Origin of the sequence: Streptomyces sp. BF23-19 (assembly GCF_041106355.1) — a bacterium.
Lineage (GTDB): Bacteria > Actinomycetota > Actinomycetes > Streptomycetales > Streptomycetaceae > Streptomyces > Streptomyces virginiae_A.
Genome location: NZ_JBGBPT010000113.1, coordinates 1 through 25,380, shown reverse-complemented (window position 1 = coordinate 25,380; position 25,380 = coordinate 1). Strand labels below are relative to the sequence as shown.

20 protein-coding genes and 1 pseudogene are annotated in these 25,380 nt (G+C 70.8%); 8 read left to right on the top strand and 13 right to left on the bottom strand.

What is annotated here, in order from left to right; translation table 11 throughout:
- Positions 1 to 212 (top strand): hypothetical protein (locus AB8A24_RS39035; protein ID WP_369478860.1); only part of this gene is annotated, 212 nt, incomplete at its 5' end.
- 139 nt (positions 213 to 351) lie between these two features.
- Here AB8A24_RS39035 and AB8A24_RS39030 read toward each other — a convergent pair.
- The 3 genes from AB8A24_RS39030 to thyX all read right to left on the bottom strand — a co-directional run bounded on the left by AB8A24_RS39030 (position 352) and on the right by thyX (position 4,002).
- Entirely contained in the window at positions 352 to 2,037 is a 1,686-nt protein-coding gene (locus AB8A24_RS39030) for a ribonuclease J (protein ID WP_266379024.1), read from the bottom strand.
- Between the two features lie 124 nt (positions 2,038 to 2,161).
- Positions 2,162 to 3,061: a 4-hydroxy-tetrahydrodipicolinate synthase gene (dapA, locus tag AB8A24_RS39025; protein WP_266379026.1), complete on the bottom strand. Its 900-nt coding sequence runs from the start codon at positions 3,059 to 3,061 to the stop codon at positions 2,162 to 2,164.
- 200 nt (positions 3,062 to 3,261) lie between these two features.
- Positions 3,262 to 4,002 (bottom strand): FAD-dependent thymidylate synthase, encoded by a 741-nt coding sequence (gene thyX, locus AB8A24_RS39020; RefSeq protein ID WP_030718752.1) that lies wholly within the window; start codon positions 4,000 to 4,002, stop codon positions 3,262 to 3,264.
- Between the two features lie 234 nt (positions 4,003 to 4,236).
- On the opposite strand from thyX, the gene AB8A24_RS39015 reads away from it, so the two are divergent.
- Together AB8A24_RS39015 and AB8A24_RS39010 are read left to right on the top strand one after the other, a co-directional pair.
- On the top strand, positions 4,237 to 4,476 hold the full coding sequence (locus tag AB8A24_RS39015; protein ID WP_030718745.1) for a hypothetical protein: 240 nt from the start codon (positions 4,237 to 4,239) through the stop codon (positions 4,474 to 4,476).
- 48 nt (positions 4,477 to 4,524) lie between these two features.
- Positions 4,525 to 5,091, top strand: a complete 567-nt coding sequence (locus AB8A24_RS39010; RefSeq protein ID WP_328961415.1) for a hypothetical protein — start codon at positions 4,525 to 4,527, stop codon at positions 5,089 to 5,091.
- Between the two features lie 35 nt (positions 5,092 to 5,126).
- On the opposite strand, the gene AB8A24_RS39005 is transcribed toward AB8A24_RS39010, so the two are convergent.
- The 6 genes and pseudogenes from AB8A24_RS39005 to eccD form a co-directional block, all read right to left on the bottom strand.
- Positions 5,127 to 5,579 (bottom strand): tetratricopeptide repeat protein, encoded by a 453-nt coding sequence (locus AB8A24_RS39005; protein ID WP_109781407.1) that lies wholly within the window; start codon positions 5,577 to 5,579, stop codon positions 5,127 to 5,129.
- 16 nt (positions 5,580 to 5,595) lie between these two features.
- Positions 5,596 to 6,329: pseudogene (gene dapB, locus AB8A24_RS39000) on the bottom strand (4-hydroxy-tetrahydrodipicolinate reductase).
- A 26-nt stretch (positions 6,330 to 6,355) separates the two neighbouring features.
- The gene (locus AB8A24_RS38995; protein WP_328961416.1) at positions 6,356 to 7,735 is read right to left on the bottom strand and encodes a pitrilysin family protein; all 1,380 of its coding nucleotides are present in this window, start codon (positions 7,733 to 7,735) and stop codon (positions 6,356 to 6,358) included.
- A complete protein-coding gene (locus AB8A24_RS38990) occupies positions 7,732 to 9,954 on the bottom strand; it encodes a polyribonucleotide nucleotidyltransferase (protein ID WP_328965829.1) in 2,223 nt (740 codons plus the stop codon). The genes AB8A24_RS38995 and AB8A24_RS38990 overlap by 4 nt, the downstream gene beginning before the upstream one ends.
- A gap of 306 nt (positions 9,955 to 10,260) precedes the next feature.
- Positions 10,261 to 10,548 (bottom strand): 30S ribosomal protein S15, encoded by a 288-nt coding sequence (gene rpsO / locus AB8A24_RS38985; RefSeq protein ID WP_033223037.1) that lies wholly within the window; start codon positions 10,546 to 10,548, stop codon positions 10,261 to 10,263.
- A 184-nt stretch (positions 10,549 to 10,732) separates the two neighbouring features.
- A complete protein-coding gene (gene eccD / locus AB8A24_RS38980; protein WP_266379039.1) occupies positions 10,733 to 12,241 on the bottom strand; it encodes a type VII secretion integral membrane protein EccD in 1,509 nt (502 codons plus the stop codon).
- 196 nt (positions 12,242 to 12,437) lie between these two features.
- Between eccD and eccCa the strand changes: the two genes are divergently transcribed.
- Together eccCa and AB8A24_RS38970 are read left to right on the top strand one after the other, a co-directional pair.
- The gene (gene eccCa, locus AB8A24_RS38975; protein ID WP_369478859.1) at positions 12,438 to 16,394 is read left to right on the top strand and encodes a type VII secretion protein EccCa; all 3,957 of its coding nucleotides are present in this window, start codon (positions 12,438 to 12,440) and stop codon (positions 16,392 to 16,394) included.
- A gap of 130 nt (positions 16,395 to 16,524) precedes the next feature.
- Positions 16,525 to 16,770, top strand: a complete 246-nt coding sequence (locus tag AB8A24_RS38970) for a DUF397 domain-containing protein (RefSeq protein ID WP_030708695.1) — start codon at positions 16,525 to 16,527, stop codon at positions 16,768 to 16,770.
- A gap of 67 nt (positions 16,771 to 16,837) precedes the next feature.
- Here the strand turns inward: AB8A24_RS38970 and AB8A24_RS38965 are convergent, their stop codons facing one another.
- The 4 genes from AB8A24_RS38965 to eccB form a co-directional block, all read right to left on the bottom strand.
- The gene (locus tag AB8A24_RS38965) at positions 16,838 to 17,146 is read right to left on the bottom strand and encodes a WXG100 family type VII secretion target (RefSeq protein WP_328961418.1); all 309 of its coding nucleotides are present in this window, start codon (positions 17,144 to 17,146) and stop codon (positions 16,838 to 16,840) included.
- A gap of 45 nt (positions 17,147 to 17,191) precedes the next feature.
- A complete protein-coding gene (locus AB8A24_RS38960) occupies positions 17,192 to 17,530 on the bottom strand; it encodes a hypothetical protein (protein WP_328961419.1) in 339 nt (112 codons plus the stop codon).
- 221 nt (positions 17,531 to 17,751) lie between these two features.
- Positions 17,752 to 19,008, bottom strand: a complete 1,257-nt coding sequence (gene mycP / locus AB8A24_RS38955) for a type VII secretion-associated serine protease mycosin (protein ID WP_369478857.1) — start codon at positions 19,006 to 19,008, stop codon at positions 17,752 to 17,754.
- Between the two features lie 11 nt (positions 19,009 to 19,019).
- A complete protein-coding gene (gene eccB, locus AB8A24_RS38950; protein ID WP_328961421.1) occupies positions 19,020 to 20,597 on the bottom strand; it encodes a type VII secretion protein EccB in 1,578 nt (525 codons plus the stop codon).
- 258 nt (positions 20,598 to 20,855) lie between these two features.
- Here eccB and eccE point away from each other — a divergent pair, with 258 nt between their 5' ends.
- The 3 genes from eccE to AB8A24_RS38935 all read left to right on the top strand — a co-directional run bounded on the left by eccE (position 20,856) and on the right by AB8A24_RS38935 (position 25,352).
- A complete protein-coding gene (gene eccE, locus AB8A24_RS38945) occupies positions 20,856 to 22,130 on the top strand; it encodes a type VII secretion protein EccE (protein WP_030718703.1) in 1,275 nt (424 codons plus the stop codon).
- On the top strand, positions 22,127 to 22,825 hold the full coding sequence (locus tag AB8A24_RS38940) for a hypothetical protein (protein ID WP_328961422.1): 699 nt from the start codon (positions 22,127 to 22,129) through the stop codon (positions 22,823 to 22,825). Before eccE ends, AB8A24_RS38940 begins: the two co-directional genes overlap by 4 nt.
- Before the next feature lie 106 nt (positions 22,826 to 22,931).
- The gene (locus tag AB8A24_RS38935; RefSeq protein WP_369478856.1) at positions 22,932 to 25,352 is read left to right on the top strand and encodes an SCO5717 family growth-regulating ATPase; all 2,421 of its coding nucleotides are present in this window, start codon (positions 22,932 to 22,934) and stop codon (positions 25,350 to 25,352) included.
- Positions 25,353 to 25,380 lie beyond the last annotated feature (28 nt).

Sequence of the window (25,380 nt, the reverse complement as noted above, 5' to 3'; positions counted from 1 at the left end):
CTGTTCTTGCGTTTCCGACTCTATCAGACTCTTTCGTGTCCGACTTCCTCGGCGCTTTCCAGGTTTTCGCTTTCGCGCTTTCCCTTTCCAGCGGCTCCAACCTTACCAGAACATTTCCGCGCCGTTTCCGGCTGGGATTTGATTTGGTGGCCATTGGAGAGGCCTTTCCCTTTCGGGCGGATCAGACTTTATCAGGTCTCCCTGGGTCTTGATTCCCACCCGCCCGCATGGCGCGTCCGGACACACGTGTGTGCCGGGGTGCCGTGCGAGGTGGAGACGTAAACGTACTGGAGCGGGGCCCCCGGATGCAAATCCGGTTGCCCCGCTCCCGTTCGGTCGCTACGGCGAGGGTCAGACCTCGACGACGACCGGCAGGATCATCGGGCGGCGGCGGTAGCCGTCCGAGACCCACTTGCCCATCGTGCGGCGGATGAGCTGCTGGATCTGGTGCGGCTCGGCGACGCCGTCGGCCGCGGCGCGGGCGATGGCTTCCTCGATCTTCGGGATGACCGAGGAGAAGGCCGAGTCGTCGATGCCGGAGCCGCGGGCCTGGATGTTCGGGCCGCTGACGATCTTGCCCGTGCTGCTGTCCACCACGACGTAGACCGAGATGATGCCCTCGTCGCCGAGGATCTTGCGGTCCTTGAGGTGGACCTCCGTGACGTCGCCGACCGAGAGGCCGTCCACGTACACGTAGCCGGCCTGCACCTTGCCGGAGATCCGGGCCTTGCCGTCGATCAGGTCGACGACCACGCCGTCCTCGGCGATGACGATGCGGTCCTTCGGGACACCCGTCATGGCACCGAGCTCGGCGTTGGCACGCAGGTGGCGCCATTCACCGTGGACCGGCATCAGGTTCCGCGGCTTGCAGATGTTGTAGAAGTACAGCAGCTCGCCGGCCGAGGCGTGGCCCGAGACGTGCACCTTGGCATTGCCCTTGTGCACGACGTTGGCGCCCCAGCGGGTCAGACCGTTGATCACCCGGTAGACCGCGTTCTCGTTGCCCGGGATCAAGGACGACGCCAGGATCACGGTGTCGCCGGGGACGATCCGGATCTGGTGGTCACGGTTGGCCATACGGGACAGGGCCGCCATCGGCTCGCCCTGGGAACCCGTACAGACCAGCACGACCTCGTCGTCCGGCAGGTCGTCGAGGGTCTTGACGTCGACGACGAGACCGGCCGGGACCTTCAGGTAGCCCAGGTCGCGGGCGATGCCCATGTTGCGGACCATCGAACGGCCGACGAAGGCGACCCTGCGGTCGAATTCGTGGGCGGCGTCGAGGATCTGCTGGATGCGGTGCACGTGGCTGGCGAACGACGCCACGATGATCCGCTTCTGGGCACTCGCGAAGACCCCGCGGATGGCGTTGGAGATGTCGCGCTCGGGCGGGACGAAGCCCGGGACCTCGGCGTTCGTGGAGTCGGAGAGGAGAAGGTCGATGCCCTCTTCGCTCAGACGCGCGAAGGCGTGCAGGTCGGTGAGGCGGTTGTCCAGCGGGAGCTGGTCCATCTTGAAGTCGCCGGTGGCCACGACCAGGCCGGCGCCGGTGCGGATGGCCACGGCCAAGGCGTCCGGGATGGAGTGGTTGACCGCGATGAACTCGCAGTCGAACGGGCCGAGGGCCTCGCGCTCGCCCTCCTTCACCTCGAGGGTGTAGGGGCGGATGCGGTGCTCCTGGAGCTTCGCCTCGATGAGGGCCAGCGTCAGCTTGGAGCCGATCAGCGGGATGTCCGCCTTCTCCCGGAGGAGGTAGGGGACGGCGCCGATGTGGTCCTCGTGGCCGTGCGTGAGGACGATGCCGTCGATGTCGTCGAGGCGATCCCGGATGGACGAGAAGTCCGGCAGGATCAGGTCGATGCCCGGCTGCTCCTCCTCGGGGAAGAGGACGCCGCAGTCGACGATCAGCAGACGGCCGTCGTACTCGAAGACGGTCATGTTGCGGCCGATCTCGCCGAGACCACCCAGGGGGGTGACCCTGAGGCCGCCCTTGGGCAGCTTCGGCGGCGGACCGAGTTCCGGATGCGGATGGCTCAAAAGTGTCTCCTCACCACGCACGCCACGTACCCCGGAAGGCACGTGGCGCGCATGTCATTCGTGCACTTGCTGTTGTCTGTTCGGTATGTGTTTGTTCGTTCTTATTCAGTTGTGAAGTCTGTTGTCAGAGCTGTACCCCGCCGGCGGCAAGATCGATCTTGAGCTGAGCCGTCTCTTCGGCGGTCAGCTCGATCAGCGGGAGCCGCAGCGGGCCCGCGGGCAGGCCCTGCAGGTTCAGCGCGCCCTTGGTGGTCATCACACCCTGGGTACGGAACATGCCGGTGAAGATCGGGAGCAGCTTCTGGTGGATCTCGGTCGCCTTCTGGACGTCGCCGCCCAGGTGGGCCTCCAGCATGGCGCGCAGCTCGGGGGTGACCACGTGGCTGACGACGGAGACGAATCCGGCCGCGCCGATCGACAGGAGCGGCAGGTTCAGCATGTCGTCGCCCGAGTACCAGGCCAGGCCGCTCTGCGCGATGGCCCAGCTTGCCCGGCCGAGGTCGCCCTTGGCGTCCTTGTTGGCAACGATACGGGGATGCTCGGCCAGCCGGACCAGGGTTTCGGTGTCGATCGGGACACCACTGCGGCCGGGGATGTCGTAGAGCATGACCGGCAGCCCGGTCGCGTCGGCGATCGCCGTGAAGTGCCGGAAGAGGCCTTCCTGCGGCGGCTTGCTGTAGTACGGGGTGACGGCGAGCAGGCCGTGGGCACCGGTGCGCTCGGCCTGGCGGGCCAGCTCGAGCGTGTGGCGGGTGTCGTTGGTACCGATGCCGGCGACCACGTGGGCGCGGTCTCCGACGGCTTCGAGCACGGCTCGTACGAGGTCGTTTTTCTCCGCGTCGGTGGTGGTCGGCGACTCACCGGTGGTGCCGTTGATGATCAGGCCGTCGTTGCCTGCGTCCACCAGGTGGACGGCGAGCCGCTGCGCGCCGTCGAGGTCGAGTACGCCATCCGCCGTGAACGGCGTGATCATGGCGGTGAGGACCCGCCCGAAGGGGGTCTGCGGAGTCGAGATCGGAGCCATGGGTAACACGCTACTCGCTGCCATGCACGCGGTGTCCCCTCGGGGGACGTCAACGGGGTGTTGGACGCCGGCACTGCCTGCTCGGGGGTTCAAGCAGTGCCGGGTCCGTTTGATCAGCCTAGATGAACTTTACGAAACGTCGCAATACGGACACTTAGGACTTGACGCCGTACATCTGTACGCCACGGGTGTACCGGCCCTTATGGGGCAACGCGACCGTTGCCGTTGTAGGCCGCGTACGTCAGCGGCATGAGCTTCGCCCAGTGCTGCTCCATCTTCTCGCCGACCATCTCGATCTCCCGCTGCGGGAAGGACGGGACCGCCGCGAGCTCGTGCTGCGTACGCAGACCGAGGAAGTGCATCAGCGAGCGCGCGTTGCAGGTGGCGTACATCGACGAGAAAAGACCGACCGGCAGGACCGAACGGGCAACCTCCCGGGCCACGCCCGCGGCGAGCATCTCGCGGTAGGCCTCGTAGGCCTGCACGTAGGAGTCCTCCATGACGCGGGCGGTGAGCTCCTGCTGCGCCTGGGTGCCCTCGACGAAGACGTACTTGCCCGGGCGGCCCTCCTGGACCAGCTTGCGCTCGGCGTCCGGGACGTAGAAGACCGGCTCGAGCTCCCTGTAGCGGCCCGACTCCTCGTTGTAGGACCAGCCCACGCGGTGGCGCATGAACTCACGGAAGACGAAGATCGGGGCACTGATGAAGAAAGTCATCGAGTTGTGCTCGAACGGGCTGCCGTGGCGGTCGCGCATCAGATAGTTGATGAGGCCTTTGGAGCGCTCCGGGTCCTTCTGCAGCTCCTCCAGCGACTGCTCGCCGGCCGTGGAGACGCGAGCGGCCCACAGTACGTCGGAGTCGGCGGCGGAGTGCTTCACCAGCTCCACCGTCACGTCACTGCGGAAGCTGGGTTTCAGATCTGAAGCGGCGGTTTCGCTCACCGGGGGTCCTTCCAAACGTGCGTCCTGGGGCGCGCCCACTCTACGGCGCCCCTCGCGCGGGCTGCGCAGACGCACACGTCGTGCGGGGCGCGTACGGGGCCGGAGAGGGGTGTCGTACAGCTGACGCACCGCCGTGAATTTTTCCTAATGTCCCGAAATCCGGCACCAATTGACGGCCCCGTACGTCCTACCCAGGAGACCGCACACCCACCCACCTCGAGGAGATTCGCTCTGATGTTCCTCCGGCGCGAACCCGTCCCGTTCGCCTTCGTCTCCGAGGCCGACCGTTTCCGAAGCAATGTCACTCCGCCGCCGCGGGAGCGTCTGGGGAGGACCCAGTTGGTCGCCCGTACTCTGGTCGGACTGACCGTGGTTGCGGGGCTCGCCGGCTCACTGCTCCTCGGTATGCCCGCACTGCAGCCGAGCAAGGCGCCGGAGAAGTCGCAGCAGTCGGAGGCGTCCCAGGGGCGGTAGCCTCACGGGCACAGCCCAACCGAACGTGCATGTGAGTGAGGTCCAGCCGTGCCCCTGCCCTTCCTGACGGCCGACGGCGTATCCGATGTGGATGACGACGGCGACGGCGACGAGATCCTGGCCCATGCCGACCAGGACCGCTGGCGTCGGCCCTACCGGCCCGGCCCCTGGCGCGTGGGCATCGGCGCGTTGCTGCTCCTGCTGTCGGCCTTCATGCTGCTGGCCACGATGATCGTCGCCTTCGCGGGCGGCTGGGGCGGAGCCGTGATCTGCCTGATCGCCGCGCTCGCGGTCGTCGGGTCAGCGGTGCAGATCCTGCGCATCGGCGTATGGGTGAGCCCCGCGGGGCTGCGCCGGGTGGGGTTCTTCGTGACCCGCACCACCGCGTGGAGCGAGATCGGCGAGCTCCGTACGGTGCAGCAGCCGGTGCGCTGGCTCGGGCTGCCGAGGACGGTGCAGGGGCAGGCGCTGACGATGTCCGCGCAGGGCGGTGCGGAGGCGCCGGTGCTGCTGACCGACCACAACGCCGACTTCCTGTCGCGGACCGAGGCCTTCGACCGGGCCGCCGACACGGTGGGCGCCTGGGCCGACGAGTACCGGCCCGTGGCCGCCTGACCGGCCCGAACCGCCACCGGAAGCCCGTACAGGGATCAGACCTGTACGGGCTTCTTGTCGTGCAGGGCGATCGCCCGCTGCATCGCCTTGCGCGCCCGCGGGGTGTCCCGGGCGTCGTGGTAGGCGACGGCGAGGCGGAACCAGCTGCGCCAATCCCCCGGCGCGTCCTCGGTCTCGGCCTTGCGGCGCGCGAAGACCTCGTCGGCGGAATCCCGCAGGATCCGCCCGTACTTGTCCCGCTCCAGTTCGTCGACGGGCAGTCCGCCCTCGGCCTCCAGCTCGGTGGCGAGATGGTTGGCCCGCGTGACGAACCGGGTGTTCTGCCAGAGGAACCAGACGCCGATGACCGGCAGGATCAGCACAGCCACCCCGAAGGTGACGGTGAGCCAGGTGCCGTGCTCGATGAGCATCAGGCCCCGGCTGCCGACCAGGACGAAGTAGACCACCAGGACGGCGGCCGTGATGAAGTACGTGATCTTCGCGCGCATCGTGAAATCAGTCCGGTCAGCCCAGGTCGAGGAAGTGTTCCAGGCCGAAGGTGAGGCCCGGGGTCTGCGTCACGCGGCGCACACCGAGCAGGATGCCCGGCATGAAGCTGCTGTGGTGCAGGGAATCGTGACGGATGGTCAGGGTCTCGCCCTCGCCGCCGAGGAGCACCTCCTGGTGGGCCAGCAGGCCGCGCAGGCGGATGGCGTGCACCGGAACGCCGTCGACGTCCGCGCCGCGCGCGCCGTCGAGGGCGGTGGCGGTGGCGTCCGGCTGGGCGCCGAGGCCGCGATGAGCTGCGCCGTACGGGTCGCCGTACCCGAGGGCGCGTCGACCTTGTTGGGGTGGTGCAGCTCGACGACCTCGACGGACTCGAAGTAGCGGGCGGCCTGGGCGGCGAACTTCATGGTGAGGACGGCGCCGATGGAGAAGTTCGGGGCGATGAGCACACCGGTCTCCGGTGCGCCGTCGAGCCAGGTGCCCAGCTGCGCGAGGCGGTCCTCGGTCCAGCCGGTGGTGCCGACCACTCCGTGGATGTTGTGGCGGATGAGGAAGTCGAGGTTCCCCATCACCGATGCCGGGGTGGTCAGCTCGACCGCGACCTGGGCGCCGGCCTCGGCCAGCGTCTCCAGCTTGTCGCCGCGGCCGAGCCCCGCCACCAGTTCCATGTCCTCGGCGGCCTCGACCGCCTTGACGGCCTCGGCGCCGATCCGGCCCTGGGCTCCGAGGACCGCCACGCGCAGCTTGCTCATATCGCTTCCTTACTTGCCGTACGGAACTAGGCGACCGCTTCGTCGAGACGGGCGGCCTGCTTCTCCTTCAGCGGGCCGATCACCGCGAGCGAGGGCCGCTGTGCCAGTACATCCTGTGCGACCGAGCGGACGTCGTCCGGGGTCACGGCGGCGATCCGGGCCAGCATGTCGTCGACCGACATCTGGTCGCCCCAGCACAGCTCGCTCTTGCCGATGCGGTTCATGATCGCGCCGGTGTCCTCCAGGCCGAGGACGGTGGACCCGGAGAGCTGGCCGATGGCCCGCTTGATCTCGTCGTCGGCCAGTCCCTCGGACGCGACCTTGTCGAGCTCGTCGCGGCAGATCCGGAGCACGTCGTGCACCTGGTTGGGGCGGCAGCCCGCGTACACGCCGAAGAGACCGGTGTCGGCGAAGCCCGAGGTGTACGAGTACACGCTGTAGGCCAGGCCGCGCTTCTCCCGGACCTCCTGGAAGAGGCGCGAGGACATGCCGCCGCCGAGGGCGGTGTTCAGTACCCCCAGCGCCCAGCGACGCTCGTCGGTACGGGCGAGGCCCGGCATGCCGAGGACCACGTGGGCCTGCTCGGTCTTGCGGTTCACCAGGTCGACGCGGCCGGCGGTGCGGATGCGCTTGGTGCCGGTGCGCGGGCCGATCGGCTCGGCGTCGGTACGGGTCAGCGCGCCGGCCTTCTCGAAGGCGGCGCGGACCTGGCGTACGACCTTGTTGTGGTCGACGTTGCCGGCCGCGGCCACGACCAGGTGCGTCGGGTCGTAGTGCTTCTTGTAGAAGCGGCGGATCCGGTCGGCGCCGAGCGCGTTGATCGTGTCGACGGTGCCGAGGACCGGGCGCCCCAGGGGGGTGTCCCCGTACATGGTCTGCGCGAACAGGTCGTGCACCACGTCGCCCGGGTCGTCCTCGGTCATCGCGATCTCTTCGAGGATGACCCCGCGCTCGGCGTCGACGTCCTCCTCGCGGATCAGCGAGCCGGTGAGCATGTCGCAGACCACGTCGATGGCCAGCGGCAGGTCGGTGTCGAGCACCCGGGCGTAGTAGCAGGTGTACTCCTTCGCCGTGAAGGCGTTCATCTCGCCGCCGACCGCGTCGATCGCGGAGGAGATGTCGAGGGCACTGCGCTTGTGGGTGCCCTTGAAGAGGAGGTGCTCCAGGTAGTGCGTGGCGCCGTTCAGCGTGGGCGTCTCGTCACGGGAGCCGACGTGCGCCCAGATACCGAAGGTGGCGGAGCGGACGGAGGGCAGCGTCTCGGTGACGATGCGCAGTCCGCCGGGCAGGACCGTGCGCCGGACGGTGCCGATGCCGTTGCTGCCCTTGAGGAGGGTTTGGGTACGGGCGACGGCCCGCCCCTCCGAAGAGGGGCGGGCCGTCACACGGGAACTACGCGACATCACTTGTCGGAGTCGTCCTTGTCAGCGTCGTCACCGGCGGTCTCGCCGTCGATCACGGGGACCAGCGAGAGCTTGCCGCGCTGGTCGATCTCGGCGATCTCGACCTGGACCTTGGTACCGACCGCGAGCACGTCCTCGACGTTCTCCACGCGCTTGCCACCGGCGAGCTTGCGGATCTGCGAGATGTGCAGCAGGCCGTCCTTGCCGGGCATGAGGGAGACGAAGGCACCGAAGGTGGTGGTCTTGACGACCGTACCCAGGTAGCGCTCGCCGACCTCCGGCATGGTCGGGTTGGCGATCGAGTTGATCGTGGCGCGGGCGGCCTCGGCGGCCGGGCCGTCGGAGGCACCGATGTAGATGGTGCCGTCGTCCTCGATCGTGATCTCGGCGCCGGTGTCCTCCTGGATCTGGTTGATCATCTTGCCCTTGGGCCCGATGACCTCACCGATCTTGTCCACCGGGATCTTGACGGTGATGATCCGGGGGGCGAACGGGGACATGGCGTCCGGCGTGTCGATCGCTTCCATCATCACGTCGAGGATGTGGAGGCGGGCGTCGCGGGCCTGCTTGAGGGCCGCGGCCAGGACGGAGGCCGGGATGCCGTCCAGCTTGGTGTCCAGCTGGAGGGCGGTGACGAACTCCTTGGTGCCGGCGACCTTGAAGTCCATGTCGCCGAAGGCGTCCTCCGCACCGAGGATGTCGGTGAGGGCGACGTAGTGCGTCTTGCCGTCGATCTCCTGGGAGATCAGACCCATGGCGATACCGGCGACGGGGGCCTTGAGGGGCACACCGGCGTTCAGCAGCGACATGGTGGAGGCGCAGACCGAGCCCATGGACGTCGAACCGTTGGAGCCGAGGGCCTCGGACACCTGACGGATCGCGTAGGGGAACTCCTCGCGGGTCGGGAGGACCGGCACGATCGCGCGCTCGGCGAGCGCGCCGTGGCCGATCTCGCGGCGCTTCGGCGAACCGACGCGGCCGGTCTCACCGACGGAGTACGGCGGGAAGTTGTAGTTGTGCATGTAGCGCTTGCGGGTCACCGGGGAGAGGGTGTCCAGCTGCTGCTCCATGCGGAGCATGTTGAGGGTGGTGACGCCCAGGATCTGGGTCTCGCCACGCTCGAACAGCGCCGAGCCGTGCACACGCGGGATGGCCTCGACCTCGGCGGCGAGGGTACGGATGTCCGTGATCCCGCGGCCGTCGATGCGGACCTTGTCCTTGATGACGCGCTCGCGCACCAGGGCCTTGGTCAGGCTGCGGTAGGCGGCGGAGATCTCCTTCTCGCGGCCTTCGAAGGCCGGGAGGAGCTTCTCGGCGGCGATCTCCTTGACGCGGTCCAGCTCGGCCTCGCGGTCCTGCTTGCCCGCGATGGTCAGCGCCTGGGAGAGCTCGCCCTTGACGGCGGCCGCGAGGGCCTCGTACACGTCGTCCTGGTAGTCCAGGAAGACCGGGAACTCGCCCTCGGGCTTGGCGGCCTTGGCAGCCAGGTCCGCCTGGGCCTTGCAGAGGACCTTGATGAAGGGCTTCGCGGCGTCCAGACCGGCGGCGACGACCTCCTCGGTCGGCGCCTCGGCGCCGCCCTTGACGAGGGCGATGGTCTTCTCGGTGGCCTCGGCCTCGACCATCATGATCGCGACGTCGCCGTCCTCCAGGACGCGACCCGCGACGACCATGTCGAAGACGGCGTCCTCGAGCTCGGTGTGCGTCGGGAAGGCGACCCACTGGCCGCGGATCAGCGCGACGCGGACGCCGCCGATCGGGCCGGAGAAGGGCAGACCGGCCAGCTGGGTGGACGCGGACGCGGCGTTGATCGCGACGACGTCGTACAGGTGGTCGGGGTTGAGCGCCATGATCGTGGCGACGACCTGGATCTCGTTGCGCAGGCCCTTCTTGAAGGACGGGCGCAGCGGGCGGTCGATCAGGCGGCAGGTGAGGATCGCGTCCTCGGAGGGGCGGCCCTCACGGCGGAAGAAGGAGCCGGGGATCTTGCCGGCCGCGTACTGCCGCTCCTCGACGTCCACCGTCAGGGGGAAGAAGTCGAGCTGGTCCTTGGGCTTCTTCGACGCGGTGGTGGCGGACAGCACCATCGTGTCGTCGTCCAGGTAGGCAACGGCGGAGCCGGCGGCCTGGCGGGCCAGACGGCCCGTCTCGAAGCGGATGGTGCGGGTGCCGAAGGAACCGTTGTCAATGACGGCCTCGGCGTAGTGGGTCTCGTTCTCCACTAGCGTTTTCTCCATTTTCGTCGTCTCCGTCCGCCGCCCGTGTGGCGGTGGACGGTTGCGGAGAAGCGCTCCTGGCGTGCGGGCCGGTCTTCGATCGAAGCACCCGGTTCGTTGCCCTTGGGGGCATTCCGGGTGCCACTACCGAGGACCGGCGGCGTGGGAGGGCGCTCCTCCTCTTCAGTTGTGCACGTCTCGTCGTCGGACGTACACGTGCGTCCGTTCCAGACTACAAAGGGTCCGGTCCGTCCCGCACGTACAGCAAAGGGAGCGGCCCCCGGATGTGGGAACCGCTCCCTTCACGGCGTCTTACTTGGCGCCGGCCGCACCGCGGCGGATGCCGAGGCGCTCGACCAGCGCACGGAAGCGCTGGATGTCCTTCTTGGCCAGGTACTGCAGCAGGCGGCGACGCTGGCCGACCAGGATCAGCAGACCACGACGGGAGTGGTGGTCGTGCTTGTGCGTCCGGAGGTGCTCGGTCAGGTCCGAGATGCGGCGGGAGAGCATCGCGACCTGGACCTCGGGGGAGCCGGTGTCGCCCTCCTTGGCACCGAACTCGGTGATGATCTGCTTCTTCGTAGCGGCGTCGAGCGGCACGCGTACTCCTCGTGATAGGTCTTCGTTGCCACCGAGTGCCCCAGGTCTGAGTCTCTGGGGAGCTTCCGTTACTCGGGAGGCGGGGTCCGCTGAGCGCAGTCCACAGGCCCTCTCGTCGAGGAGTCCGGGGACGCGTACACAAACGGCCGTCACACAGCGTACCAGGCTGCCGCTCCGCCACGTCTCAGCTGGTGAGAGACCTGGCGCGGGAGTAGACGTCCAGCACGGCCAGGGTGAGGGGTACGAGGCTGAGCAGGACCGCCGCCTCGGTGAGGTCGAGCAGCCGCCCCCAGAAGGGTGACAGACCCTTGCGGGGAATGACCAGCGCAATTCCGGCGAGGAGGGCGGCGCCGGCCGCGACGGCGGCGGTCAGCCAGATCGTACGGAGGTCCAGGCCGCTGCTGTCGTGCTTCAGCAGGAGGGCTTCGAGCAGGTCGGTCGGCGGGTGCAGGGCCATGCCCAGGATCAGCAGCGCGATGGCGACGAGGCCCGCGGCCAGGGCGCAGACCACCTGGGAGGTGTAACGGAAGAGGCGGGCGCGCAGCAGCATCGCGAGGCCGGTGACGAGCGCCAGCAGGCGACCCCAGGTGTTCTCGGAGAAGCCGAGGACCGCGGCGGCGCCGACGGCGACCGCGGCACAGCCGCCGACCAGGCCGAGCAGCATCTCGTGGCCGCGGCGGGCCTGGGCGGCGATGGCCTCGGCGTCGAGCGGGGTACCGGCCGCCTCGTGCTGGTCGGGGCCGGACTGCTCACCGTAGGGCTCGGTCTCGTAGCGGTCCGGGGTCTCGTAATCCTCCGTGGCGCTCTGCGGGGCGGCGTAGCCGATGGGCAGGCGGGCGAAGCGGGCGGAGAGGCCGGGGAGGAAGGCGACGAGGCCGATGGCGACGGGTGCGCAGACGGCGGCGGTGTCGGTGGCGGACGCCTCGGTGGCGATGGCCACGAAGGTGGCGAGGGTTCCGGTGGCGGCGACGAAGGTGGCCGCGACGAAGGGGGCGTCGCCGCTGGGGGTGAGTGCGACCAGGGCGACGGAGGCGACCAGGGCGCAGACGCAGCCGAGCAGGAACTGGAGGCGGCCGGGGCCCTGGCCGACGGCCGGGGCGATGATCCCGGAGCCGGCGATCATCAGGTGCGGGAGGGCGCCGAGGCCGAGCGCGACGGCGGAGAGCCGGTCGCCGTAGACCCGGGCGCGCACTCCGGCGACAGCGGTGAGCAGGATGCCGACGGCGCCCGCGATGATCCCGGGCAGGCCGTGCATGTCGTGGCGCAGCGGGTCGGCGTACCAGAGGACGAAGCCCAGCATGACGAGCAGCACGGCGGCGCCGGCCAGGCCCGCGCCGCGCAGCATGTCGTCGCTCCAGCGGTGCCGGTCGCGGACGACGGCGGAGGCGACGGCGTCGGAGACGTCGTCGAACACGGCGGGCGGCAGGGACTCGGCGAAGGGGCGCAGGCTCAGCACCTCACCGTCGAGCACCTGCTGGCCGGCGAGGGTCCGGGCGCCGTCGAGGACGGTGCCGGAGCGACGTACGAGGTGGAAGCCGGTCGGGGCGCCCACGGGCTGGGTCTGGCCGGTGAGGCGCAGCAGCTCCGGGTAGACGTCGGCGACGGCGATGTCCTCGGGGAGGGCGACGTCGATGCGACTGTCGGGGGCCACGACGGTGACCCTGCAGAAACCCGTCGTCCCGGCCGTACTCACCTGTGTGACCCCCCTGGTTGGTGCCCGCACCGGCGGACGATTCGCGGATGCGCATGCTGCGCGCGCCACCCTACCGGGCTTATGACCGACTGTCGGCAAGTAGGATCACCGTCGCGTGGGGGAGACCCCCTTCGCGCCCGGGACTTGGGGGCGCCGGTTGCGACGTCCCGTCCGTTTTCGAGGGATTGATGCTCCGGTGAGCCAGATCGTCGTCAAACGCCCGCCGCGGTCCCTGCCGCCTGAGGTCCCCGCGGAGGAGCTGCGGCTGGAAGCTCCGCCCGAACTTCCGCGCGGGCAGCAGGAGGGCATGCTGATGCAGCTCCTGCCGATGCTCGGCATGGGCTCCTCCGTCGTCTTCTTCTTCATGCCGGGCGCGGCCCCCTTCATGCGCATCATGGGTGTGCTGATGCTGGTGTCGACGGTGGGCATGGTGCTCGCCCAGTTGGCGCGCCACCGGCGTGGTACGCAGGGGCAAATGGCCGATGTGCGCCGGGACTATCTCAAATATCTCGCGCAGACGCGTCGTCAGGTACGCCGGACCGCGCGGGCGCAGCGCGACGCGCAGTTGTATCTGCACCCGGCCCCCGAGCAGTTGTGGTCGGTGGTGGCGGAGGGCTCGCGGCTGTGGGAGCGGCGGGTCGGCGACCAGGACTTCGGGCAGGCCCGGGTCGGGCTGGGCGCGCAGCGCCTGGCGACCCCGCTGGTGGCGCCGGACACCGCGCCGGTGGACGAGCTGGAGCCGCTGACCGCGGGCGCGATGCAGCGGTTCCTGAAGGTGCACTCCTCGTTGGACGGGCTGCCGATGGCGCTGTCGATACGCGCCTTCTACCACGTGACGGTGTCCGGGGAACCGGAGTCCGCGCGCAGTACCGCGCGGGCGATGGTGGCGCAGCTGGCGACGCTGCACTCCCCCGAGGACCTGATGGTGGCCGTGGTGGCCGCGCCGGGTGCGGTGCCGTCGTGGGACTGGACGAAGTGGCTGCCGCACACGCAGGTCCCGGGTCAGGTCGACGGGGCCGGTACGAAGCGGCTGTTCGGTGACGACCTCGCCGAGCTGGAGGGGCTGCTGGCCTCCCGGCTGGAGAGCCGGCCGCGGTTCAGCCGCGAGGTGTCCCCGGTGCTGGACCAGCCGCACCTGATGGTCGTGCTGGACGGTGGGATGGTGCCGCCGGACTCGGTGTTCGCGGCGGCCGAGGGCCTGCAGGGCGTCACCATCGTCGAGGTGGTCGCGGGCGAGCTGGACGAGCAGCGCGGTGGGCTGTCGGTCGTGGTGCGGCCGGGTCGGCTGCGCCTGGAGTCGGGCGCGGGGGTCGCGTACGAGGGCGTGCCGGACACGCTGTCGCTGCCCGCGGCGGAGGCCCTGGCCCGGCAGCTGGCGCCGATGCGCACGGGCGGCGGGGACGACGACGAGCCGCTGCTGGCCAATCTGGACTTCACCGACCTGCTGAACCTGGGTGACGCGGCGGCGGTCGACGTGGCGCGGACCTGGCGGCCGAGGTCGGCCGGTGAGCGGCTGCGCGTGCCGATCGGTGTCGGCGAGGACGGCGCTCCGGTCATGCTGGACCTGAAGGAGGCCGCGCAGGAGGGCATGGGTCCGCACGGTCTGTGCGTGGGCGCGACCGGTTCCGGCAAGTCGGAGCTGCTGCGCACGCTGGTGCTGGGTCTGGCGGTCACGCACACCTCGGAGACCCTGAACTTCGTACTCGCCGACTTCAAGGGTGGTGCGACCTTCACGGGCATGGGGCAGATGCCGCACGTGGCGGCGGTGATCACCAACCTGGCGGACGACCTCACGCTCGTGGACCGCATGGGCGACTCGATCCGCGGTGAGCTGCAGCGCCGCCAGGAGCTGCTGCGTTCGGCGGGCAACTACGCCAACATCCACGACTACGAGAAGGCCCGCGCGGCCGGTGCCCCGCTGGAGCCTCTGGCCTCGCTGGTGCTGGTCATCGACGAGTTCAGCGAGCTGCTGACGGCGAAGCCGGACTTCATCGACATGTTCATCCAGATCGGCCGCATCGGCCGTTCGCTGGGTGTGCACCTGCTGCTGGCCTCGCAGCGCCTGGAAGAGGGCAAGCTGCGCGGCCTGGACACGTACCTGTCGTACCGGATCGGTCTGCGGACCTTCTCGGCGGCCGAGTCGCGGACCGCGATCGGCGTGCCGGACGCCTACCACCTGCCGTCGGTGCCCGGTTCGGGCTACCTGAAGTTCGGTACGGACGAGATGACCCGCTTCAAGGCGGCGTACGTCTCGGGCACCTACCGCTCGGGCGGGCCGGACCTGTCGGTGGGACAGTTCCCGGTGGAGCGGCGGCCCGCGCTGTTCACGGCGGCCCCGGTGCCGGTGGTGTACGCGGCCCCGGACCCGGCGTACCTGGCGGCGCAGTCGGTGCGCGAGGACGACGCGCTGGCGGACACGGTGCTGGACGTGATCGTGAGCCGGCTGGAGGGTCAAGGGGTGCCGGCGCACCAGGTGTGGCTGCCGCCGCTCGACCAGGCTCCGCCGCTGGACCAGTTGCTGCCGGCGCTGGCGCCGAGCGCGGAGCGCGGGCTGCACGCGGACGGGTACACGCGGCCCGGCGGGCTCGTCGTACCGCTCGGCCTCATCGACAAGCCGTTCGAGCAGCGGCGCGAGGTGCTGTACCGGGACTTCTCGGGTGCGGCGGGTCACATGATGGTCGTCGGCGGTCCGCAGTCGGGCAAGTCGACGCTGATGAGGACGCTGATCTCCTCGTTCGCGCTCACCCATACCCCGCGCGAGGTGCAGTTCTACGGGCTGGACTTCGGTGGTGGCAGCCTGTCGGCGGTGGCCGAGCTGCCGCACGTGGGCGGGATCGCCTCGCGTCTGGACCCGGAACGGGTCCGGCGTACGGTCGCGGAGGTGGGGGGCATCCTCAACCGCCGCGAGGAGTTCTTCCGCGCGAACAACATCGACTCGATCGGCACCTACCGGCGCCGCCGGGCGGCGGGCGACCTGCCCGGTGAGCCGTGGGGCGACGTGTTCCTGATCGTCGACGGCTGGGGCAACTTCAAGGGCGAGTACGACGCCCTGGAGCAGATCGTCACGGACATCGCCGCCCGCGGTCTGGGCTACGGCATCCACGTGGTGATCACGGCGGCGCGCTACATGGAGGTCCGGGCCGCGCTCAAGGACCAGATGCTCAGCCGGCTGGAGCTGCGGCTCGGCGACACCATGGACTCCGAGTTCGACCGGAAGGTCGCGGCGAACGTCCCGCCCGGGATGCCGGGCCGCGGTCAGGTGGCGGAGAAGCTGCACTTCCTGGGCGCGCTGCCGCGGATCGACGGCTCGCACGAGGCCGGGGACCTGTCCGAGGCCACGACGGCCTTCGTGGAGGCGGTGAAGCAGAACTGGTCGGGCCAGGCGGCTCCCGGCGTACGGCTGCTGCCGCGGCTGCTCCACTCGGACCAGCTGCCCAAGGGCGGGGAGTTCCCCGGCCGAGGGATCGCGATCGGCATCGACGAGAGCGACCTGGAGCCGGTCTTCGTCGACTTCGAGTCCGACCCCTTCCTCCTCGTGTTCGGCGAGAGCGAGTCGGGCAAGACGAACCTGCTGCGGCTCATCGCCAAGCAGATCTCCGAGCGCTACACGCCGGACCAGGCGCGGCTGGTCGTGGGCGACTACCGGCGGAGCCTGCTCGGGGCGCTGCCGGAGGAGCACCTGCTGGAGTACGCGCCGATGGCGAGCTCCCTGCAGATGCACATGGAGGCGCTGGGCGGGGTGTTCTCGCGCCGGCAGCCGCCGACCGACGTCACCCCGCAGCAGCTGCGCGATCGCAGCTGGTGGACGGGCCCGGACGTGTACATCGTGATCGACGACTTCGACCTGGTGGCCACCAGTCAGGGCAATCCGCTGGCGCCGCTGGTGGAGTTCCTGCCGTTCGCGCGGGACACGGGCGTCCGCTTCATCATCGCCCGCAACTCGGCGGGTGCCTCGCGTTCGATGTACGAGCCGTTCATGCAGCGGATCAAGGAGCTGGGCGCGCAGGGCATCGTGCTGTCCGGCGACCCGTCCGAGGGTGACCTCGTGGGCACCGTGCGGCCGCGTCCGATGCCGCCGGGCCGGGCGTACTTCGCCTCGCGCAGGCGGGGGACGTCACTGGTGCAGCTCGGGCGGATGCCGGGCCACATGTGATCGTCTTCCCGGTGGCCGGACACCTGTCAGGGGCCGGCGACCGGGAAGGATCGGGTGGAAACCTCTCCCGGTCGGTGGCGCAGCACCGATAATCGGCGGTGAACACGCGCCACCGAGGGAGAGGCCGCCCATGGGCACTCAGCAGGAGAAGGACGAGCTGTACGCGCTCGACATCAGCGGCGTGGAGTGGGAGGGGCCGCCCGGGACCAGCCCGGACGAGGAGCGGGTCGAGATCGCTCGGCTTCCCGAGGGGGCGGTGGCCATGCGGTCCTCGCTGGACCGGGACACGGTGCTGCGCTACACGGCCGCCGAGTGGGAGGCCTTCGTGCTGGGGGCCAGGGACGGCGAGTTCGACCTCGACCGGCACCGTCCCTGACAGGACCGCAGGACCACGCCGAAGGGGCGCGCCCCTTCGGCGTGTGCGGACCTGTCGGCGACCGGGCTCAGAAGGCCTCGGTGAACAGCTGCGAGGCCTTCTTGTCGGTGGCGCGGTAGTCGTCCTTGCCGCGCTCGACCAGCTGGGCGACCTTCTCCAGCATGTCCTTCATGTGGTCGGCCTTGCTCCGGTACTTGGTCTGGAGATCGACGTACTGGCCGTGCGCCTCGCCGTCCCAGGTGTCCGTGACGACCTTCACCGCCCGCTCCATCGCTTCCAGGTCGTCGATGATGTTCTTCGAGACCTGGCGGATGCGGTTGGCCATCTGCTGGACGCTGTCATACCGGACCTTTGTGTGGCCGTCGTCGGCAGCCATGTGCTTCTCCTTCTCGCTGAGCGCGTTACCTGAAAACGACGTGGGTCAGATGCTGTTGAGGCCGGAGTTACCGCCGTGGGACTGGATCCCCTGCTTGAACGCCGCACGCACCTCGTCGTCCTGGGCGTTGGTCAGGTTCTTGGTCTCGGACACCGCGTGGTGCAGGACGCGGAGGAGACGACGGATCGTGTCGTGGTCCTCGTTCAGCAGCACCTGGGCCTGCCTGAACCCATCGGCACCGACACCGGTCCAGCCGGCGCTCACGGTGGCGAGGATGTCAGCCAGCTCGCGGGCCTGCTTGGAGACGGCGGTTCCCGTCTCTTCGATCTTGTTCTTCGCCTTGACGACCGGATCGTCTGCAAGTCCGAAGGTGTTCGTGCTCATCGAAGCTCCTCATTTCTCAATTCGCCGGCAGAACCGGCGGATTGCGCAGCGGAGCGGACACGGTCCCGGACCCGGCGCGGCTTCGAGCCACGCGCCCTCGGGCGTCCCCCTCCGCTCCACGCGATCCCCCGATCACACTCGTGAAGCCTGGTGTCACTCTAGCCAGTTCATCTGACAGCCCCAACACCGGTGGGGCGCTTCCGTAGATGAACTGTGACCGTTCACTGCAAACGGCGCTTACGGCCGCGGGCGTCGCGGACGACCGTCGCGGTTCCGGCGATGACGGCGATCAGGATCGCACCGATGCCGAGAGCGTACGTGCCGAACCGCTCCTGGCGCTCCTGGGCCGTCTCGGTGAGTCGCAGCGGCGCCGCCTCCGGGGCGGGCGCCGGGGGGGGGCCGGGGGCGGGGGCCGGGGCCTTCGGGGCCTCCTGATCGTGGGAGAGCGCGCGCACCGGGTCGATGATGCCCCAACCCACGTAGTCGTCACGGCCGTTGACCGCACGTTCGGCGGTGTTCTGGATCTGCCAGACGATCTGCTGCGCGGACCAGTCCGCATGCTCGGCGCGCAGCAGGGCGGCGACGCCGGCGACGTACGGCGCGGAGAAACTGGTGCCGTTGTCGATGCACTGGCCGAAACCGGGGACGGTGGAGACCATGTCGACGCCGGGCGCCGCCACCCCGATGAAGTCACCCGGCTGGGAGAACTGGGCCCGCTCGTTGTTGCGGTCCGAGGCGCCCACGGCCAGCACGCCCGGGAAGGCCGCCGGGTACGTCTTGCGCTTCTGGCCGCTCATGCCGTCGTTGCCCGCCGAGGCCACGACCACGACGTTGGCGGCGACGGCCTTCTGGACCGACTTGCCGAGGTCGGACTCGGCGGACAGCTGCGCGTCGGTGTCCTGGGAGATGTTGATCACTTGGGCGCCCTTGGCCACCGCGTGGTCGATGGCCTGGCTCAGGTTCGCGGCGTTGCCCTTGCCCTGCCCGTCGTTCTGCCGGATCGGGATGATGGTGGCGTCCGGGGCCAGTCCGACGAAGCCGGTGCCCTGCTGGGGTCGGGCCGCGATCAGCCCGGCGACCTTGGTGCCGTGGCCGACGGTGTCGGCGGTGCCGTCGCCGCCCTTCGGGTCGACGAAGTCCTTGCCGGCGCCGGTGTCGATGGCCGCGCTGAGCTGCGGGTTCGCCCGGTCCACGCCGGTGTCGATGACGGCGACGCGGACGCTGTTGCCGCTCTTGTCCTTGCCCTTGGTCTGGGCCCAGAGCTCGTCGAGCAGCAGTCGCTGGAGGGCCCAGGGCCGGTCCTCGATCTGCTTCTTCATCGGGAAGGTGCACTCCCCCGCGCCGTCGAGGCGCAGCGCGTACGGGGGCTGCGGCGCGGCGGCCGTGGCCCCGGCTGCCGTGCCCGTGCCGCCCGAGGCCAGGGTGAGGGCGAAGGCGGCGGCCAGGAGGGTCCGCCGGGACGCGTGGGTCTGGGTCATCGGCGGCTTCCTCACGAACCCTGGGGCTGACGGGCGGAGTTGGTGTCCAGTCGCGGCCCCTTGGAGAGGAACTCCGACCAGGCGATGGGCACCATGGCCGGGCTGACGTTGCCGTAGCCGAGCCGGACCTGCGCCTGGCTGGCCTCCGGGCGGCCGTCCGTACCGGCCTTCGACTGGTCGGGCGCGCCGATCTTCGACTGCTCGCTGTCGCTGTCGCCGTTGGCCTGGACGGCGTACCGCAGCCCGGTGTCGGTGACGAGGAAGAGGGAGCCGCCGGCCGTGGTCTGCTTGCCCTGGACCTGGGTGTAGAGCAGGCCCGAGCCCGGGGTGACGTACGCGCTGGTGCCGCTGGCGGTGATGTCGATCGGGAAGCCGGTGCCGGCCCAGGTGCTCAGGGTCTGGTTGCCCTGGCCGTCGACCGAGCGCAGGACGCTGCAGACCGTGTCGCGGTTGTTGGCCCCACCGGACTGGTTACCGGCGGGCGGCGTCGTCTGGTTGATGCGTTCGGTCTTCTTCTGGGGCCACCTGATGTCGCCCGCGAACGGCGCGGGGTCCGGGTTGATCGACTGGAGGTCGACCTCGCGGGGCTTGCCGTGCATGTTGAGGCCGTCGGTCGCGGGCGCCGAGATCAGCAGCCAGGCGACGAAGTCGGAGACCGGGGCGACCTTCCCGGGCAGCACCACGTAGTGCTGCGCGCCGGAACCGGTCTGCGCCTGGAGCACCATCCCGACCTTGTTGTCAGCGGTGCCCAGACCCTTCACCCCGGCGTCGGTGCCGGCCTTGCCGGGCAGCGCCGGGAAGGACAGGTCCTCGCCGGAGTTGAGGGTCCCCAGCCATTCCGGGCTGACCTGCTGCGGGGTGGCGCCGGTGCCGACCAGCGCGTTGGTCATCGTCCCGGCGGCCGGGGTGCCCTCCGGGAACTTGTACTTCGTCCCGGCCGCGTCGACCAGGTAGCGCTCCTGGCCCGCGGCCGTGCTCTGCACGTACAGCGACTGGGTGTCGGTGAGCCTGCGGGCGTCGTCCGTCCTGGCCGCCTCGCGGTCGGCGAGCACGAAGGTGGCGGTCTGCACGCCACGGCCGTTGCCGCCGGGCTGCTGGCAGACGGCCCAGCGCTTGGCCTTGCCGGCCTCCTCCTTGGAGGGGAGCCGGTCGGGGGCGTACTGGATGCCGATGATGGGCCCGCGCGGCGGATTGCCCGCGTCCAGGACCTTGTCGTCGACCTGGATCACCTTGAACTTCGACGGATCCAGCAGGAGTCGGGCGGAGGCGAGGTTCAGCACCGGGTGCAGCCGGGTCTGGTCCTTGCCGCCCACCTTCGTGGTCAGGACCACGTAGCGGGTCGTCGACTCCTTGCCGACGATGACCCTGACCCCCGGCTCCGCCCACCCCTTGGGGGCCGTCGGCTTGAACATGCCCCAGGCGCCGAATCCGGCGAGCACGAGCGCGCCGACGATCAGCCCCGGAAGGACCGCGCGCAGCGGACGCGGCGCGCCTTCCTCGGTTCCCGTGGCGGATGGCTGGAGGAACGCGGCCACCGTGCGCCGCTTCGCAAAGGTGTACGCGTTGAGCTCATCACGTCGTGATGCCATGACCGCCTGCTTCTCCCCGCACGGCCCGGCCGGTGAGTACGGTCCCCGGGCCTCGATTGTCGGACCGGGCACCTACTATGCCTCTTGACGGACGGTATGAAGGGGCCGGGTAGGGTGAGGCTGCCGCCCAGCCCCCTCCGCACCGGGTCAATCAGGGCTTGTTGGGGTGGATTGGGGAGATTCCGGGGACGTGCGGCAGGTGCCGCGCAGCGCCGGGACTCACGGGGTCTGGCCCCGGAAAGGGGAAGTGCGCGAGTGATGGCCACCGCGACGGAGCAGCAGACCGGCGCGCCCGCACCGGCACGTGTCGGGGTGACGCCGCATCCGAAGTCGAGCCCCGGCCGCTTCGGACCGTTCCGACTGCAACAGCTCGTTCTGCTCCAAGTCGCGGCAGCCGCCCTGCTGGTGGCCTGGGTGGTCGAACCGCTGCTGCTGGTTCCCGCCGGTGTCCTGGCGCTCGTCCTGGTGGTGCTCGCGGTCGTACGCCGCCACCAGCGCTCCCTGCCGGAATGGATCGGTGGCGCGCTCGCGTTGCGTTCCCGCCGGCGCCGGGCCGCCGCCTTCACCGTGCCCGCGGGCACGGAGCCGGGGCTCGCCCCGCTGGTCGAGGCCGATCCGGCGCTGCGCACCCTCACTTTCAGCGACCGTGACCGGCGTCCCGTCGGGATGGTCGGCGACGGGACCTTCCTGACCGCGGTCGTCCAGGTGGACACGGACGCCACCGCGCTGCGGCCCGACCGGGCGGCGCGGCCGCTGCCGTTGGCCGTCGTACGGGACATCCTCGAAGTGGACGGTATCCGGCTGGAGTCCGCTCAGCTCGTGCAGCACACCCAGCCGGCGCCGGCCCCGCACCTGCCCGAGCGGTCGATGGCGACGCGCAACTACGCGCCGCTGCAGGCCCGGACGGGCACCCCGGCGGTCCGGCTGACGTGGATAGCGCTCAAGCTGGACCCGGAACTGTGCCCGGAGGCGGTCACCGCGCGCGGCGGCGGGCTGGCCGGTGCGCAGCGCTGCCTGGTGCGCGCGGCGGACCAGTTGGCGAGCCGGCTGGCCGGGGCCGGGTTCACGGCCACCGTGCTGACCGAGCAGGAGCTGACGGCGGCGCTGGCCACCTCCTCGTGCGCGAACCCGATGGCGATCACCCAGGCCGGGCGCTCGAACAGCACCGGGCGGCGGACCGAGGAGACCTCGCGGACCTGGCGCTGCGACGACCGACGGCACACGACGTACTGGATAGGCCGCTGGCCGCAGCTCGGCGGCGCCGGTGCTGCGGCGCTGCCGCAGTTCGTGGCGCTGCTCACCTCGCTCCCCGCGCTGGCGACCAACTTCAGCCTGACGATGGCCCCGGCGGAGCGACAGGGCGTCACCCTGACCGGACACGTACGGGTGACGGGTCGCAGCGACGAGGAACTCGTCTCGGCCCGACGGGAGTTGGAGAGGACGGCACGGGGCGTGAAGACCGGACTGGTCCGGCTCGACCGTGAACAGGTGCCGGGGCTGCTGGCTTCGCTGCCGCTGGGAGGGGCGCGATGAGGGGCGGATTCGGGCTGGTCGGCCCGCGTCGGGAGCGGCACGTGGTGCCCGCCACGGACCTGGACCTGCTGGCGCTGCCCGTCGGGGACGACGGGGTGGTCATCGGCGTGGACGCCGAGGGCCGGTCGGCGGTGCTCGGCATCAACCGGCCGACGCCGTACGAGGTGACGCTGATCGGCGGCCTGTGGACGGCCCAGGTGCTGGCGCTGCGCGCGGCGGCCACGGGTGCGCGCGTGGCGGTGGAGACCGGGCGCGGGCAGGTGTGGTCCGGGTTGGCCCAGGCCGCGGGCGGCGGGCAGCAGTGCGTGACCCTGCACGAGGTGGGTCGGATCCCGCCGCAGGGTGCCTCGGCGGGCAGCCCGGTGCTGGTGATCCGCGACTGTGGCATGCGGCCGCCGCGCGGGCGCGTGGTGGCCGGGCCCTGGCAGTCGGTGCTGACCCTGCTGCCGTACCTGAGCCCGACGGCGCCGCGCCTGCTGCAGCAGTCGTCCCTGGTAGGCGTGCAACGGGTGTCTCCGGACGAGGCGGAGCAGATCGGGCGTCTGATGCGGCTCCCGAGACCGGCGGTGGACTCCCTGCCGACGCTGGGCGACGGGGTGACCCTGTGGTGCACGCCGCGGGACCGGCAGTTCGTGATGACCCAGGGGACGGACGCCGAGACGGGCCTGCTCGGCGGGGCCCGGCGCATCGACTGACCCGGCCCCCTGAGGGGGGCGGACAGTGGCGTCGGGGCGCGATTAGGCTGGGTCCGGGCGCGGCGAGGTGGGCGCCGGACCAGTGTTCGACAGACCAGGAGGACCAGTGAGCGGCGATCGGAACGAGAGGCGCGGCGGGACGTGGGACGTCCCGACGGACGATCAGTCCGACGCGGAGCCCGATGTGACGGGCGAGTTCACCATCGACTACACCCCGCCCGCCTGGTACATGCAGGGTGGGACCCCGGCCGCGCAGGTGCCGGGGCTCCCCGAGGGCAGTGGCTTCGAGCCCCACCGCCCGTCGGAGCCGGCGTCGCCCTCGACGATGCGGATCGCTCCGCCGGTCCCGCGGACGCCGTCCGACGGGGCGGGGCTGCCGGCTCCGTTCCCGCCCGCTCCCGCGGCCCCGGTCGACGCCGCGCCGCCGTACCAGGCTCCGGCCCTGCCGTACTCGACTCCTGCCCCGGCCGAGGCTCCGGCTCCGGCTCCGGCTCCGGCTCCGGCCGAGGTTCCGGCCGAGGTTCCGGCACCCGCACCGATCGCGGACCCCGCTCCGGCTCCGGCCCCGGCTCCCGTCGAGTCGGCCCTGCCGTACACGACCCCCGCTCCGGTTCCCGCTCCCGCCCCGGCTCCCACGCCGATCGAGGCTCCCGCGGCGGCTCCGACTCCGGCTCCGGTCGAGCAGGCCCCGCCCGCGCTCGAACCCCCGGCCCCGGCTCCGATCGCCCCGTCCCCGGACCCGGCCTTCCCGGACCCGACCCCGGTCGCCGAGGTGCCCGTACCCCTGCCCGCGGCCGAGGAGGTCGCTCCGGAGCCGGCTCCGGTGGACGCCCCGCCCGCGACGCCGTTCCCGGCGCTGCCGCCCGTCGACACGGTCACCCCGTACCCGCCCCTGCCGTCGACCCCCGTCGCGGAGCCGGTCGCCGACCCGGTCGCGGAGGTTCCGCCCTCGCCCTGGGCCGGGCCGCGGGACACTCCCGCCGAGGGAACGCCCGTACTGCCGTCCGCCGAGCAGCCCGCGGCGGTGTCCGCGCCCGCGCCGGTCGGCCCCGTGGACGCGCCGCCGGCCGTCGTGGAGACCCCGTTCGGGGGACCCGGTGGCGAACTGCCTTCGCCGCCGCCCGCGTTCGGGACCCCGGACGCCTACCCGTTCCCGCCGCCGGCTCCCACGCCCCCGCAGCCCCAGCAGCCGCAGCCGGCCCCGCAGCAGTCCTACGACCCCCGTACGGCCGGTCAGTGGTCCGCCGGGCCCGGGCAGCAGCAGCCCCCGCAGCACCAGCACCAGCCGGCACCTCAGCCGCAGCCGCACGACCCGCGCTACTCGGCCGGCCAGACCGGCGGCGGGGCGCCCCTCGGCTACACCGCCGCCGTCGAGCTGTCCTCCGACCGCCTGCTGCGCAACAAGCAGAAGCCCAAGAACAACAACAACGGTGTCGGCGGCCGGTTCCGCTTCGGCGGCAAGGCGGCCGAGGCGGAGCGCCAGCGCAAGCTGGAACTGATCCGGACCCCGGTCATGTCCTGCTACCGCATCGCCGTCATCAGCCTCAAGGGCGGCGTCGGCAAGACCACGACCACCACCGCCCTCGGTGCCACCCTCGCCACCGAGCGCCAGGACAAGATCCTGGCCATCGACGCGAACCCCGACGCCGGTACCCTCGGCCGCCGGGTCCGCCGCGAGACCGGCGCCACCATCCGGGACCTGGTCCAGGCGATCCCGTACCTGAACTCGTACATGGACATCCGCCGGTTCACCTCCCAGGCGCCCTCCGGCCTGGAGATCATCGCCAACGACGTGGACCCGGCCGTCTCCACGACCTTCAACGACGAGGACTACCGGCGCGTCATCGAGACGCTGGGCCGCCAGTACCCGATCATCCTCACCGACTCGGGCACCGGCCTCCTCTACTCCGCCATGCGCGGCGTCCTGGACCTGGCCGATCAGCTGATCATCATCTCGACCCCGTCCGTGGACGGCGCCAGCAGCGCCAGCACCACCCTCGACTGGCTCTCCGCCCACGGGTACGCCGACCTCGTCTCGCGCTCCCTCACCGTCATCTCGGGGGTCCGCGAGACCAGCAAGATGATCAAGATCGAGGACATCGTGCAGCACTTCGAGACCCGCTGCCGCGGTGTCGTCGTCGTGCCGTTCGACGAGCACCTCGCGGCCGGCGCCGAGGTCGATCTCGACATGATGCGGCCCAAGACGCGCGAGGCGTACTTCAACCTCTCCGCGCTCGTGGCCGAGGACTTCCTGCGGGCCCAGCAGCAGGCCCCGCAGGGACACTGGGGTGCGCCGCAGCAGCCCCAGGCTCCTCAGCAGCCCTACGGGCAGCAGCCCCCTCAGCAGCCGCAGCCGTACGGGCAGCCCCAGGGCCAACCCCCGTACCAGCAGCCGCCGCAGCCCCAGCAGCCTCAGCCCTACGGCCAGCCGTACCCGCAGCCCGGCCAGCCCTGGCAGCAGCCCCAGGCCCCGCAGCAGCAGCCGCCCCAGCCCCAGCAGCCCCCGCGCGACCCGCGCCTCGGCTGACCGACGGTACAGCGAAGGGCCCGTACCA

Excerpts from the sequence above, each read along its gene's own strand:
- dapA (WP_266379026.1), bottom strand. The coding sequence starts at position 3,061 with ATGGCTCCGATCTCGACTCCGCAGACCCCCTTCGGGCGGGTCCTCACC.
- AB8A24_RS39015 (WP_030718745.1), top strand. The coding sequence starts at position 4,237 with ATGTTCCTCCGGCGCGAACCCGTCCCGTTCGCCTTCGTCTCCGAGGCC.
- AB8A24_RS39005 (WP_109781407.1), bottom strand. The coding sequence starts at position 5,579 with ATGCGCGCGAAGATCACGTACTTCATCACGGCCGCCGTCCTGGTGGTC.
- AB8A24_RS38970 (WP_030708695.1), top strand. The coding sequence starts at position 16,525 with ATGGGCACTCAGCAGGAGAAGGACGAGCTGTACGCGCTCGACATCAGC.
- AB8A24_RS38965 (WP_328961418.1), bottom strand. The coding sequence starts at position 17,146 with ATGGCTGCCGACGACGGCCACACAAAGGTCCGGTATGACAGCGTCCAG.
- AB8A24_RS38960 (WP_328961419.1), bottom strand. The coding sequence starts at position 17,530 with ATGAGCACGAACACCTTCGGACTTGCAGACGATCCGGTCGTCAAGGCG.
- mycP (WP_369478857.1), bottom strand. The coding sequence starts at position 19,008 with ATGACCCAGACCCACGCGTCCCGGCGGACCCTCCTGGCCGCCGCCTTC.
- eccB (WP_328961421.1), bottom strand. The coding sequence starts at position 20,597 with ATGGCATCACGACGTGATGAGCTCAACGCGTACACCTTTGCGAAGCGG.
- eccE (WP_030718703.1), top strand. The coding sequence starts at position 20,856 with ATGGCCACCGCGACGGAGCAGCAGACCGGCGCGCCCGCACCGGCACGT.
- AB8A24_RS38940 (WP_328961422.1), top strand. The coding sequence starts at position 22,127 with ATGAGGGGCGGATTCGGGCTGGTCGGCCCGCGTCGGGAGCGGCACGTG.